Origin of the sequence: Streptomyces africanus (assembly GCF_002150735.1) — a bacterium.
GTDB classification, from domain to species: domain Bacteria; phylum Actinomycetota; class Actinomycetes; order Streptomycetales; family Streptomycetaceae; genus Streptomyces; species Streptomyces africanus.
Map to the genome: position 1 here is coordinate 1 of NZ_MUKA01000195.1, position 12814 is coordinate 12814.

The window sequence follows — 12814 nt, forward strand, 5'->3', positions numbered from 1 at the left end:
CCTTGGCCGCCTTGGCCGCCGCCTTCATTTCCTGTTTGTGCGCTCGGACCTTCGCCAGCGAGTCGGGGCCGGTGATGTCGGCCACCGAGCGGAAGGACTGCGGCTCACCGTAGGAGCCCGCGGCCTCCTGCCAGCCCGGCGGCCGCACTCCGAGCTGCTTGCCGAGGAGGGCGAGGAAGATCTGGGCCTTCTGCTTGCCGAAGCCGGGCAGCTCGGCCAGCCGCTTCAGGAGCTCCTTGCCGGTCGTGGCGTTCTTCCAGACGGCCTCGGCGTCACCGTCGTAGTGCTCGACGAGGTACTGGCACAGCTGCTGGATCCGCTTGGCCATGGAACCGGGGTAGCGGTGCACCGCCGGTTTCTGTGAGAGCAGCGCGGCGAAGGCCTCGGGGTCGTGCGCGGCGATCTCGTGCGCGTCCAGATCGTCCGTGCCGAGCCGCTGGGCGATGGTCGCCGGGCCCTTGAACGCCCACTCCATCGGGATCTGCTGGTCCAGCAGCATCCCGACCAGCGCGGCGAGCGGACTGCGCCCGAGCAGCGCGTCGGCCTCGGGGTCCTGGGCGAGGTGAAGAGTGACGTCCATGCACCGATCATCCCTCGGGGCGGGACCGGCCGCGTCCGGAGCCCGGGCCGCCGGTGCTTACGCGGGGCGCCAGTAGCCCAGTGCGTGGACCCGCTGTCCGGGCAGGCCCAGGTCCTTGCGGACGTAGGCGGACAGGGCGCGGGTCGTCGTCGTGTCGCAGGCGATCCAGACGTACGGGTCGGACGTGCCCCGGAGCAGGCCGGGCAGGTCCGCCTTCACTTGTTCGACCAGGTGTGCGCCGCCGTCCTGGCGCGGCACCGTGCGCAGTTCGTGCCGGGTCGGGTCGGTGCGGAACGGCAGATCGTCGTCGCCGCCCTCGAACCAGACGGTGGCCCGCGCGGAACCCAGCGCGTCCAGCAGGGAGTTGATGGCCGGCAGGGAGGCCGGGTCGCCGACGGCGAAGACGTGCGAGGGGGCCGGGTCCGGGTGCTCGAAGCCGGTGCCCTGGACCGTCGCCTCGACGGTGTCGCCCGGCTTCGCGGCCCTGGCCCAGTCGCTGGCGCGGCCCTCGTGCAGGGCGAACTCCAGGCTGAACGTCCCTGCCGCCGGGTCCGGGTCGACCAGGGTGTAGGCCCGCTGGTGGGGCTTGCCCGCGTTGTCGAACCACAGCCGGACCCACATGGTCGGGTGCACACCGGTCGCCGCGAGCAGGCCGCCGTCGGTGAAGCGCAGCCGCCGGTAGTCCGGGGTGACGTCCTGCGCGTCGGTCACGGTGAGCGCGAAATCCTTCGCGCGCAGCAGCCTGAGGACCGCGCCCTCCCAACCCCGCCCCTGCCCCATCCCGTGTTCACCCTTCGCGTACGATCTCCGCCACGGCTTTGACTTAGGCAAGGCTAACCTAAAAAAAGTGGGGGAAGAGTATGGCCACGGAGATCTACCGCGACGCGTGGGGCATACCGCATCTGCGCGCCGGCAGCGTGGCCGGACTCGCCCACGCCCAGGGTCTCGTCACCGCCCGCGACCGGGCCTGGCAGCTGGAGATCGAACGGCACCGGGCCCAGGGCACCTCGGCGTCCTTCCTCGGCGCGAGCGCCCTGCCCTGGGACCGGTTCGCCAGACGTGCCCGACTCGACGACACCGCCAGACGCTGCTTCACGGACCTGGAGAGACGGGACCCCGAGACGGCGCGGTGGGTGCGCGCGTACGTCGACGGGGTCAACGAGGGGCTCGCCGACGGCACCGCTCCCGAATGCGCCCGCACCGGTCTCACCCCGGGCCGCTGGGAACCCTGGACGCCCCTCGGCGTCTGGCTCGCCACCCACATCCTGTTCGCCGGGTTCCCGGCCAAGCTCTGGCGTGAGCAGGTCGCGGCCCACCTGGGCGCCGACGCCATCGGCCTCTTCGCCACCGACGGCCCCGGCACCTCCGGCAGCAACGGCTGGCTGGTGAGCGGGGAGCGGACCGTCACCGGGCGGGCGGTCATCGCCGGTGATCCGCACCGCTGGATCGAGGACCCGGGCGTCTACCAGCAGATCCGCCTGTCCTGCCCGGACTTCGACGTCGTCGGCCTGGCCGTCCCCGGTGTCCCCGGCATCGCCCACTTCGGGCACACCGGCACAGTCGCCTGGGCCATCACCAACGCCATGGCCGACTACCAGGACCTGTACCGGGAGCGGCTGCGGCGCACCGGCTCCGGGGTGGAGGCCCTCGGCCCGGACGGGGGCTGGCACCGGGCGGCCCGGCACACGGAGGTCGTCGAGGTGGCGGGCGAGGAGCCGGTCGAGGTCGAGGTCATCGAGACGGACCGGGGCCCGGTGGTCATCGGCGGACCCGAGGGACTCGACGGGGACCCGCTGGACCCGGTCGGTCCGCCCGTCGCGATCAGCCTGCGCTACCCGCCCCGCGTCACCGGCGACCTCGGCTTCGGTGCCCTGCTGCCGCTGCTGCGGGCCCGCCGGGTCGCCGACGTGGACCGGGCGTTCGACCGGTGGGCCGAGCCGGTCAACGTCGTCCAGGCCGCCGACACCGAGGGCGGTGTCCTGCACCGCGTCGCCGGGCGGGTGCCGTTGCGCGCCGAGGCCAACCGGCTCCGCCCCGTGCCCGCCTGGGAGCCCGGCCACGAGTGGCACGGCTGGCAGGAGACACCCCGTGCCGGGCTCACCGACGGCGTCGCCGTCATGGCCAACCAGCGCGGCCCGGCCGCACCCCTCGGCGTCGAGTTCGCCCCGCCGCACCGCCACGACCGCATATCCACGCTGCTCTCCGGCCGGGAGCGCTGGTCCGCCGCCGACATGCCCCGGATCCACACGGACACCCACCTCGCCTCCGCGGCCCCCCTCCTGGACCACCTGCGGACCCTCGACGCCCTGACCCCCGAGGCCGCCGCTCTCCGGGACCGTCTCCTCGCCTGGAACCGCCGCATGGACGCCGACAGCGCCGACGCGGCCCTCTACTCGGCCGTGCGCGGCGCGGTCGTACGGCAACTGGCGGCGCACCCCGCCTTCGCCGCGCTCGCCACACCGCCGGCGTACCCGGAGGTGTTCCGGCCCTGGCTCGCCCTCGTCCCCCGCGTGGGCTTCGCGCTCGAACACCTGCTGCGGGCCGAGGAACTGTACGAAATCGACCGCCCGTCGGCCGTGCGCGCGGCGGTCGAGGAGGTGGCCGCCCGGCCGCCCGCCGGTGTCTGGGGCGACACCCACCGGCTCGCCCCCCGGCGGGCCCTGGACCCGGAGACGCCGTACGACGAACCGGGGCTGTCCGGCGACCACGACTGCGTGCTGTCCACCTCGGGCGTGCCCGGCCTCACCGACCGCGCCGCGCGCGGCCCGGCCGCCCGGTACGTCTGGGACCTGGCCCGGCGCGAGGACAGCCGCTGGGTCGTGCCGCTCGGCGCCTCGGGCGTCCCCGGCTCGCCCCACCACCGCGACCAGCTCCCTCTGTGGCTCGCCGGCGACCTCGTCCCGGTCGTCACCGACTGGACCCTGCTGAACAAGGAGACCGATGTCTGACCCGTACGCCTCCCGCACGGCCGTCCACGAGCAGGTGACCGACGACTTCGGCACCGTCCGCGTCCTGCCGCTGGACCCGGAGGCCGACGCCGGGACGGTCCACCGCTGGGTGAGCGAGGACCGGGCCGCCTTCTGGGGCATGACCGGCCTCACCGAGCGTCAGGTCGCCGAGATCTACGCCCACATGGACGCCCTCACCACCCACCACGCCTTCCTCGTCGTCCGCGACGGCGAGCCGGTCGCGCTCCTGCAGACCTACGAGCCCGGGGCGGACCGCGTCGGCGAGTGCTACGACGTCCGCCCGGGCGACATCGGCGTCCACCTGCTGCTCGCCCCCGCCGGGCCGGGCGGCGCGCGCTCCGGCTGGACCGCACGGCTCGTGACCGCCATCGCCCGGTACGTCCTGCTCGGCCTGGACCGCCGGCGGGTCGTGGTCGACCCGGACGTCCGCAACGCGAAGGCGGTCGCCCGTTTCCTCGGGCTGGGCTTCACGGCGGGGCCGGTGGCCGTCCTGCCGGAGATCGACCTGCCGGACGTGTACCTGCCCGAGAAGAAGGCCCAGCTCGCCTTCCTCGACCGGGAGATACTCTTCCCCGCGTGACGCCCGACGACCTCATCGCCCACTACGGCCTCGAGCCGATCCCGCGCGAGGGCGGCCTGTTCCGCCAGACCTGGGCCGGTCCACAACGCCCCGACGGCCGACCCGAGGGCACGGCGATCGTCGCCCTGCTGACAGCGGGCCCCGACGACTACTCCGCCCTCCACCGCCTGCCGACCGACGAGATCTGGCACTTCTACCTCGGCGATCCCCTGGAGCTCCTCCTGCTCGCCCCGGACGGCAGCACGCGGACGGTGGTGCTCGGGCCGGACGTCCTCGGCGGCCAGCACGTCCAGTTCACGATCCCGGCGGGCACGTGGATGGGCGGCAGGGTGCGCGAGGGCGGCCAGTGGACCTTGTTCGGCTGCACGATGGCTCCCGGCTTCACCTTCGAGGGCTACGAACACGGGGACGCGGCGGAGCTGACGGCGAGCTATCCGGCAGCGGCTGACAAGATTGCAGAACTGATTCGTCCTTAGGGGCGCGGGGAACTGCGCGACCAGCCCCCACGCACCCGCACCCGCCAACCACACCCACCCCCGGCTGAGCGCTACACCTTTCCCTTCCGTACATAACCGGGAGCCGTACAGCCCGACCCCGGAGACCCACGTGGAGCGCAATGTCGGACACCCCCGGCGATTTCAAGCCCTGGTGCTGCTCGGCACCGTGCTGGTCCTGCTCCTCGCAGGAGCAGCCCCCGCCTCGGCCCACGCCGCCCTCCGCAGCACCGACCCCGACGACGGATCCGTCATCCAGCGTGCCCCCCGCCACCTCACCCTGACCTTCACCGAGTCCGTCGGGCTGCTCGACGACTCCTTCCGGGTCTTCGGCCCGGACCAGCGCCGCGTGCACACCGGCGAGGCGCGGCACGCGGACGGCCAGTCCGACACGGCCCGGGTCGGGCTGCCCGGGAAACTCGCCCGGGGCACCTACACGGTGGCCTGGCGGGTGGTGTCCGCCGACAGCCACCCGGTCTCGGGCGCCTTCACCTTCTCCGTCGGCAAACGGTCCGCGACGTCCGCGCAGGTCGACACCGGCCCGGACGAGGACCCGCTGACCGGCGGCCTCTACGACGCCGCCCGCTATCTCGCCTACCTCGCCGCCGCGCTGCTCGTCGGCACGGTGGCGTTCGTGCTGCTGTGCCGGCCCGCGGACACGTCCGCGCTGCGCAGACCGCTGACGGCGGCCTGGTGGACCCTGCTCGGCTCGACGCTCGTCCTGCTGGTGCTGCGCGCCCCGTACGAGACGGGTGCGGGCCCGGCCGGGGCCTTCGACCTCTCCGCCCTCGAACGCACGGTGACCAGCCGCCCGGGTCTGGCCCTGCTCGCCAGGCTGGCCGTCCTCCTGCTGACCGCCGCCTTCCTGCTGCGGCTGTCCCGGCACCGCGACCGCCGGGAGCCCGTGCTGCGGGCGGTGGGCGCGACCCTGGCCGTCGCCCTGGCCCTGACCTGGGCAGCGGCCGAGCACGCCTCCGCCGGGATCCAGGTGCCGCTGGCGATGACCTCGTCCGTGCTGCACCTTGTTGCCACGGGCGTCTGGCTCGGCGGTCTCGTGGCGCTGCTGCTGACCCTGCGCCGGGCCTCCGTCGACGCCCTGACGGACATCGTGCCCCGCTTCTCCCGGATCGCCTTCGCCTCGGTGACCGTCCTGGCCGTCACGGGCCTCTACCAGTCCTGGCGCGGCCTCGGCTCCCTCGCCGCGCTGACCGGCACGTCGTACGGCCGGCTGCTGCTGGCCAAACTGGTCGCGGTGACCGCGCTGTTGCTGGCGGCCGGGTACTCGCGCCGCTGGACGGCCCGCCTCGCGGCGCCGGCGACCGCCGCCGCCCGGACGGCCGTACCGGCACGGGTCGCGCAGCCGGTCGGCGCGGGTGCGCCGGGGGAGCCCGGCGAAGCCGGCGCACCGGACGCGGCCGGGGAGCCGGAAGCGCCCGAGAAACGGCAGGGACCGCCGGAGCCGGCCCCCGAGCCCGGTGACGCGGACATCCGACGTCGTGGTCTGCGCCGCTCCGTCCTCGTCGAAGTCGCCGTCGCCGCCCTGGTACTGCTGATCACGACACTGCTCACCACCACGCTGCCGGGCCGCGCGCAGGCCGAGGCCGCGCAGCGCTCCCCGGCGGGGACCCTGCCGCCCACGACCCTCGTCTCGGTGCCCTTCGACACCGGCGGCAGCAGCGGCCCCCTGTCCGGCCGCGGCACGGTGCAGGTCACCCTGGACCCGGCCCGGGTCGGCGAGAACGGCGTCCAGGCCGTGGTCTTCGGCGCCGACAAGGGTCTGATCGTCGTCCCCGAGGTCCGCCTCACCTTCACCCTCCCCTCCCGGAAGGTCGGCCCGATCGACGCCGGACTCACCGACGCCGGCGGCTACTGGAGCGCCAACTCCGTCAATCTGCCCCTCGCCGGGACGTGGACGATGAAGACGACCGTGCGGGTGTCGGACGTGGACCAGGTGACGGTGGAGAAGCAGGTGCGGATCGCGCCCTAGGCAGCGTCGGTGCCGCTGCCGGCGGGGCGCCGTCGAGGAGCCGCGTCATGCACTCGGCGGCGCGGACGGCCGCGTCACCGCAGCAGTTGTTGAACAGGACGTGGACCTGTCCGGTCCGCTCGGCCAGCCGGCGCAGCCGGGGCAGCCACTCGGCGAGTTCGTCTTCGCCGTACCCGTACCGGAAGCGGTCCTCCTTGCTGCCGGTCCCCCAGGCGGTGCTGCGGCCGTGGAACCGTACGACAGACAGCCGGGGCGAGGTGACGGGGGTGACGGGCGGTATCGAGGCGGGCAGCGTCTGCGTCATGTCGACGGCGACCGCGGCCATGCCGTACCGGGTGAGCAGCGCGCATGTCGTCTCCGCCCGGCCCGGCTCCCACCAGGAGGGATGCCGGAACTCCACGGCGACGGGCCACCCGCGCGTCCGCTCTGAGCATGCCTGGAGGAAGGCCTCCGCCCGCTCCCCGGGCCGGAACCACGGCGGGAACTGGAAGAGCACGCTGCCCAGCCGCCCGGACCGCCGCAGCGGCTCGATCCCGGCCGTGAACCGGGCCCACACCTCGTCGAGCACGGCGGGGTCGCGGTGGTCGGCCGGCAGCCCGGGCGGCATCACCGCCTCCCTCGTCGGATGCCCGGTCAGCAGCGAGAACGCCTTCACGTCGAACACGAACCCGTCCGGTGTCCGCTCGGCCCACAGCCGGCTGTTCCGTTCGCTCGGCAGGGCGTAGTACGAGGCGTCGACCTCGACGACCGGAAACCGCTCGGCATAGTGCCGTAACCGCCCCTCGGCGTCCCGCCGCCCCGCCGGATACCAGCCGCTGCCGACCAGGGCCCGGTCGGTCCAGGAGCACGTGCCCACCAGGATCTCGCCCATGGGGGACCGGTTACCCGGGCCGGGCGGCGGCAGGCTCACGGGCCGGGCCGTGGCGGCACGGTGAGACCTGCCCCAATAGGGGTAATCATGGGATAAGCCACACATACAGTACTAATCCAGCATGCTGATCCCCTCCAGAGCGAGATGACCGATCATGGAGCAGCCCGTCACCGTCGGCCGGGCCGGCCACCGTGCCGGCCGGTCGCTCGGAGCGGAACCCGAAGCCCCCCACGCCACCGAAGCCACCGAAACCCCCGAAGCGCTCGCGGACCTCGTCGGCGAGTCCCTCACCGCCCGCGTCACCCTCGACGAGCAGGGCAGGGTGACCGGCTGGAACACGGGCGCCGAGCGGCTCCTCGGGTACTCGGCCCGGCAGATGACCGGCCGCCCCGCCGCGGGTCTGCTGGCCGAGCCGATCCCCGCCCGGGGCGGCCCGCCCGCGTTCGCCGGACTGTCCCGGTGGAGCGGCGATGTCGCGCTCCGGCACCACGACGGCCGGAAGCTGACCGTCCGGGTCCTCGCCCACCACAGGGCGCCCGGCACCGGAGCCCCGGCCTGGCTCCTCCTGTCCGCACTGACCCGCCGGCAGCCCCGGCCCGCCCTCGACGAATCCCTCGTGAGCTGGAGCTTCACCCAGTCCCCCTGCTGCGCCCTGGCGCTCTACGACACCCGGCTCAGGCTCAGGCGGGCCAACGAGGGCATGCAGCGGGCCATGGCGCTCACCGAGGAGGAGATGCTGGGCCTGCGCGTGTCCGAGATCGTCGACGACGAGGCCGGTGCGCGGGCGGAACGCAGCATGGCCCGGGTGCTGCGCACCGGTGAGACGCAGTACGAGGAGAACTATCTGCGCGCCCCGGGCGAGCCCCGCGAGCACGCCTGGTCGGTCTTCGAGTCGGCGCTGCGGGACGCCGAGGGCACGATCCAGGGCGTCTGCCTCTCCGCGCACGACATGACGGAACAGTTCTGGTCCCGCAAGCGGCTCCAGCTGATCGCCGAGGCCGGCCGGCGCATCGGCGCCACGCTCGACGTACGGCGCACGGCCGAGGAGCTGACGGACGTGATCGTCCCGGCCCTGGCCGACTTCGTCAGCGTCGATCTGGTCGCCGCGCTGGACGACGTACCCGAACCGCCCGCCCGGGTCCTTCCGGCGGACGGGCCGCTGCTGCTGCGGCGGGTGGCGCTGCGGTCGGTGACCCCGGGAGCCCCGGAGTCGGTCGTGGCGGCCGGCCAGGTGGACGCCTACCCCGAGGGTTCGGCGCCCTACGAGAGCCTGCGCGCCGGACGCGCCACCCTGCACGAGGTGACCGACCCGGCGTTCGCGGCGTGGCTCGCGCACGACGCGGAGCGGGCCGCGAAGATCCGGGCGTTCGGCATCCACTCGGTGATGACCGTGCCGCTCGTCGCCCGCGGCGTCACGCTGGGCGTCGCTTTCCTCCTCCGGTACCGCAACCCCGACCCCTTCCGGCACGACGACCTGGTCCTGGCCCGGGAACTGGCGGCCCGGGCCGCGGTCAGCATCGACAACGCCCGCCGCTACACCCGGGAGCGCACCACGGCCGTCACGCTCCAGCGCAGCCTGCTGCCGCGGCGACTGCCCCGGCAGGCGGCGGTCGAGGTCGCCTCCCGCTATCTGCCGGCGGGCGGGCACGCCGGCGTCGGCGGGGACTGGTTCGACGTCATCCCCCTCTCCGGGGCGCGGGTGGCCCTCGTCGTCGGCGACGTCGTCGGCCACGGCCTGCACGCCTCCGCGACCATGGGCCGGCTGCGGACGGCCGTACGCACCCTGGCCGACATCGACCTGCCGTGCGACGAGCTCCTCACCCACCTCGACGACCTGGTCACCCGGCTCAGCGTGGAGGGGGAGGACGGGGAGAGCGCGGAGACCTCCGGGGACCTGGGCGCGACCTGCCTGTACGCCGTGTACGACCCCGTGTCGCGGCGCTGCTGCATCGCCGGGGCCGGGCATCCGATGCCGGCCGTGGTGAGCCCCGACGGGAGGGTCGAGCTGATCGACCTCCCGCCCGCGCCCCCGCTCGGCATGGGCGGCCTGCCCCACGAGGCCACCGAGGTCGTCCTGCCCGAGGGCAGCCTGCTCGCCCTCTACACCAACGGCCTGATCGAGAACCGGGACCGGGACGTGGACGCCGGCGTCGACCGGCTGCGGGAGGCCCTGGCCCGTCCGGCGCCCTCGCTGGACGCGCTGTGCGACACCGTGCTGGCCGGCCTGCTGCCGCCGCGCCCTGCCGACGACGTGGCCCTGCTCGTCGCCCGCACCCGGGCGCTCGACGCGAGCCAGGTCGCCACCTGGGCGGTGCCGGACGACCCGTCCGCGGTCGCCCAGACCCGCAAGGACGTGGTGGCGCAGCTGGAGAGGTGGGGGCTGTCCGACGCGGTCTTCGTCACCGAACTGGTCGTCAGCGAACTCGTCACCAACGCCATCCGGCACGCGCGGCCGCCGATCCAGCTCCGGCTCATCCACGACAACACCCTGATCTGCGAGGTCTCCGACGGCGGCAACACCGCTCCCCACCTGCGGCGTCCCCGCACATACGACGAGGGCGGGCGCGGCCTGCTCCTCGTGGCCCAGCTGACCGAGCGCTGGGGCACGCGCCAGGCCGCCACGGGCAAGACCATCTGGGCCGAACAGACACTGCCTCTCCCGTGAGGATCCACCGGCCATGACCGCACACCCTTCCCACCGGGCCCCCGCGGCGCCCGTGCAGCGGGCCGCCCAGCTGGTGGGCGTCGTCTTCCTCGTGGTCGGTGTGCTGGGCTTCCTCCCCGGCGTCACCACCGACTACGGGTCGATGGAGATCGCCTCCCACGAGTCGGGCGCCGAACTGCTGGGCCTGTTCCAGGTCTCGGTCCTGCACAACCTCGTGCACCTGATCTACGGTCTGCTCGGCCTGGTGTTCGCCGGCACGGCCGCCGGGGCGTACTCGTACCTGCTGGTCGGCGGCGCGGTCTACCTGGTGCTGTGGGTCTACGGCCTGTCCGTCGGCCACGACAGCGACGCCAACTTCGTCCCGCTCAACTCGGCCGACGACTGGCTGCACTTCGCCCTGGGCATCGTGATGATCGCCCTGGCTCTGGCCCTCGGCCGCCGCCGGACCCGCACCTCTCGCGCCGGCCCGGAGCGGTAGGCATCCCGGACGGGACGGCGTGCAGACCTTCCTCCCCCACCCCGGCTTCCGGGAGTCGGCGCTGGTCCTGGACCGCCGCCGGCTCGGCAAACAGCGGGTCGAGGCCGTGCAGGTGCTGCGCGGCCTGGTCGTCCCGGGGTACGGCTGGCGCCACCACCCGGCGGTCCGGATGTGGGCCGGATACGAGGAGGCACTCGTCCGCTACGGCCTGGAGATCTGCCGCGTCTGGCGGGAACAGGGCCACCAGGACAGCTGCGCGGCCACCCTGGTCGCCGACCTCGCGGTGATCCGCCCGCACGCCCCGGTCCGCGACCAGCACGTCCTGGCCGCCGAGGGCGAACTGCCGCCCTGGCTGGGCGACGCCCCCTTCCACCACAGCCACCGCTCGGCCCTGGTCCGCAAGGACCCCGCCACCTACGCGGACCTCTTCCCCGGCGTCCCGGACGACCTGCCGTACGTGTGGCCGGTGTCGGACCGGGCCGCGTAGGACCGGCGCCCGCGCAGGCACTACGGCCAACTTCCTTCCGCGCCGCCCCCGTTGTCCGATCAGACCGTTCCGTGTTCCACTGGATCTTTTCTGGCACATCGGTCACCGGTCACCCGCCCCCGGGCGGGCAGGCACTCCATGGGGGGTCCGTGTGTGAAGAACTGGGGTTCGAGAAACTCCTCGGCGAGGAGGGCTTCTTCGCGCGGCTGCTGGGGCGGGCGCCGTCGGGAGCCGGCCGGGACCTGCTGTACGGCCCCGACCTGCCCGTCGTCCTGCTCACCGGCGGCCCGGGCATGGGCAAGGGCAGGCTGCTGCGCGCCGTACGGGACCGTTTCGCCGCCAAGGTGCCGGTGATCCACCTGGACTGTGCCTCCCCGGTGTACGAGGACCGCGCCGACCCGGAGCCCGGCGCCCGCTCGGCCGCGACCGAGGCCCTGGTCGAGGTGGCCCGGCGGCTGTGCACCTGGCAGGGGACCGGCGGCTCGTTCGCCTTCCCGCGGCTCTTCACGGGCCTGGCCATGATCGCGACCGGCGTGGCGGAGGGCACGCCCGAGGCGGTCGCGACGGAGGCCGAACGGTACGAGGACCTGGCCCAGAAGCAACGCCTGCGCGGCCTGGGCGTCGGCGACTTCTGGCGCGGTGTCCTGCGCGGCACCATCCGCAACCTCCTGACCACCCTCGGGCAGGCGCTCGACCCGTACTCGGCGGCCGTGAGCAACGCCCTCCTGGACGCCCTCTTCGAGGGGCTCGCGCCCCGGGGCAGGGCGGAACTGGGGCGGATCTACGGCGCGTATCCCGGCGCCGCCGGGCAGCCCAGGATCGGGCTGCGCATCCTCGCCGCCGACTTCCGGGCCGGCGGCGAGGCGCGTGAGGTCGCGGAAAGCTTTCTCTTCCGGGCCCTGCGCGAGGACCTGGAGGCGGCCTACGCCGCACCCATCGGCTGGCTGCGCCGGGTCGGCCGCCCGGGCCTGCTGCTGGACCACGCCGAGTCGCCCCTCGGCGAGCAGCTGCTGCGCGGCGTGCTCACGGACCGCCGGGGCGGACAGCGCGACCGCGTGGTCATCGTCGGCACGGCTCGCCGGCCCGACGGCGGCGCCTTCCTGCACGGCGGCCTGCCGCCCGAGGAGGTGACGCCCCCGGCGGAGTACCGACCCGCCGACGGGGCCCCGCCCGCCTGGTCCCGCCGTACGGACGAGAGCGCGGACCGGGCGCCCCTGGCCGACGGCGTGCTCCTGCTGCGGATGCCGCTGCTCACCGGGGACCAGCTCCGCCGGGAGACCGTACGAAGACAGCAGCGCGCCGAACCGGAGGGCGGCACGAACCGCCGCCGTATCGACGCCGCCGTGGCCCGGCTGAGCGGCGGCCGGCCGCACACCGTGATCCGCCTGGCCGAAGCCGCNNCACCACGACCACTGGCTCGACCTCCTCACCCACCTGTCGGTGGCACACGACACGGAGTGCGCGGACGTCCTGCTCCGCCACCACCAGCGGGGCCACGTCCACCACCTGACCGCCCATCACGTCGCCCGCCTCCTCACCGACACCGGCTGGCCCGGCTGCGAACGCCACTTCATCGGCGACTTCGGCCTCCGCCAACTGCTGGTGCACCGGCTGTACGGACTACGCCCCGGCGGGGCCGCCTGGTACGCCGACCATCACCTGCTGCGCGACCACTACGCGCGGCGGGCGGTGGGGGAGGCAGG

The 12814-nt window shown here is 74.3% G+C and carries 10 protein-coding genes; 7 read left to right on the forward strand and 3 right to left on the reverse strand.

The genetic code is table 11. The annotated features are described in order from the left end of the window. On the reverse strand, nucleotides 1-580 hold a 580-nt coding region (locus tag CCL05_RS23045; RefSeq protein WP_086562384.1), incomplete at its 3' end, for an HhH-GPD-type base excision DNA repair protein. Nucleotides 581-637: 57 nt separating this feature from the next. Beyond that, entirely contained in the window at nucleotides 638-1360 is a 723-nt protein-coding gene (locus CCL05_RS23050; protein ID WP_086562385.1) for a siderophore-interacting protein, read from the reverse strand. Nucleotides 1361-1440: 80 nt separating this feature from the next. On the opposite strand from CCL05_RS23050, the gene CCL05_RS23055 reads away from it, so the two are divergent. The 4 genes from CCL05_RS23055 to CCL05_RS23070 all read left to right on the forward strand — a co-directional run bounded on the left by CCL05_RS23055 (nucleotide 1441) and on the right by CCL05_RS23070 (nucleotide 6610). Further along, entirely contained in the window at nucleotides 1441-3528 is a 2088-nt protein-coding gene (locus CCL05_RS23055; protein ID WP_086562386.1) for a penicillin acylase family protein, read from the forward strand. Beyond that, complete coding sequence (locus CCL05_RS23060; protein WP_086562387.1) at nucleotides 3521-4129, forward strand: GNAT family N-acetyltransferase; 609 nt, start codon at nucleotides 3521-3523, stop codon at nucleotides 4127-4129. The genes CCL05_RS23055 and CCL05_RS23060 overlap by 8 nt, the downstream gene beginning before the upstream one ends. Then, the gene (locus CCL05_RS23065; RefSeq protein WP_086562388.1) at nucleotides 4126-4605 is read left to right on the forward strand and encodes a cupin domain-containing protein; all 480 of its coding nucleotides are present in this window, start codon (nucleotides 4126-4128) and stop codon (nucleotides 4603-4605) included. The genes CCL05_RS23060 and CCL05_RS23065 overlap by 4 nt, the downstream gene beginning before the upstream one ends. Before the next feature lie 172 nt (nucleotides 4606-4777). Then, nucleotides 4778-6610, forward strand: a complete 1833-nt coding sequence (locus CCL05_RS23070) for a copper resistance CopC/CopD family protein (protein ID WP_086562389.1) — start codon at nucleotides 4778-4780, stop codon at nucleotides 6608-6610. On the opposite strand, the gene CCL05_RS23075 is transcribed toward CCL05_RS23070, so the two are convergent. Next, nucleotides 6510-7481, reverse strand: a complete 972-nt coding sequence (locus CCL05_RS23075) for a DUF72 domain-containing protein (protein WP_086562390.1) — start codon at nucleotides 7479-7481, stop codon at nucleotides 6510-6512. The genes CCL05_RS23070 and CCL05_RS23075 overlap by 101 nt on opposite strands. Before the next feature lie 154 nt (nucleotides 7482-7635). Here CCL05_RS23075 and CCL05_RS23080 point away from each other — a divergent pair, with 154 nt between their 5' ends. The 3 genes from CCL05_RS23080 to CCL05_RS23090 are packed head-to-tail and all read left to right on the forward strand — an operon-like array spanning nucleotide 7636 to nucleotide 11111. Continuing rightward, a complete protein-coding gene (locus tag CCL05_RS23080) occupies nucleotides 7636-10146 on the forward strand; it encodes a SpoIIE family protein phosphatase (protein ID WP_086562391.1) in 2511 nt (836 codons plus the stop codon). Between the two features lie 13 nt (nucleotides 10147-10159). Continuing rightward, nucleotides 10160-10624, forward strand: coding sequence for a DUF4383 domain-containing protein (locus CCL05_RS23085; protein ID WP_086562392.1), 465 nt, complete (start codon nucleotides 10160-10162; stop codon nucleotides 10622-10624). 19 nt (nucleotides 10625-10643) lie between these two features. Next, nucleotides 10644-11111 (forward strand): MSMEG_6728 family protein, encoded by a 468-nt coding sequence (locus tag CCL05_RS23090; protein WP_086562393.1) that lies wholly within the window; start codon nucleotides 10644-10646, stop codon nucleotides 11109-11111. Nucleotides 11112-12814 lie beyond the last annotated feature (1703 nt).

What these genes read in the sequence shown, in the direction of transcription:
- CCL05_RS23055 (WP_086562386.1), top strand. Translation starts at nt 1,441, where the DNA reads ATGGCCACGGAGATCTACCGCGACGCGTGGGGCATACCGCATCTGCGC.
- CCL05_RS23075 (WP_086562390.1), bottom strand. Translation starts at nt 7,481, where the DNA reads ATGGGCGAGATCCTGGTGGGCACGTGCTCCTGGACCGACCGGGCCCTG.
- CCL05_RS23085 (WP_086562392.1), top strand. Translation starts at nt 10,160, where the DNA reads ATGACCGCACACCCTTCCCACCGGGCCCCCGCGGCGCCCGTGCAGCGG.
- CCL05_RS23050 (WP_086562385.1), bottom strand. Translation starts at nt 1,360, where the DNA reads ATGGGGCAGGGGCGGGGTTGGGAGGGCGCGGTCCTCAGGCTGCTGCGC.
- CCL05_RS23060 (WP_086562387.1), top strand. Translation starts at nt 3,521, where the DNA reads ATGTCTGACCCGTACGCCTCCCGCACGGCCGTCCACGAGCAGGTGACC.
- CCL05_RS23080 (WP_086562391.1), top strand. Translation starts at nt 7,636, where the DNA reads ATGGAGCAGCCCGTCACCGTCGGCCGGGCCGGCCACCGTGCCGGCCGG.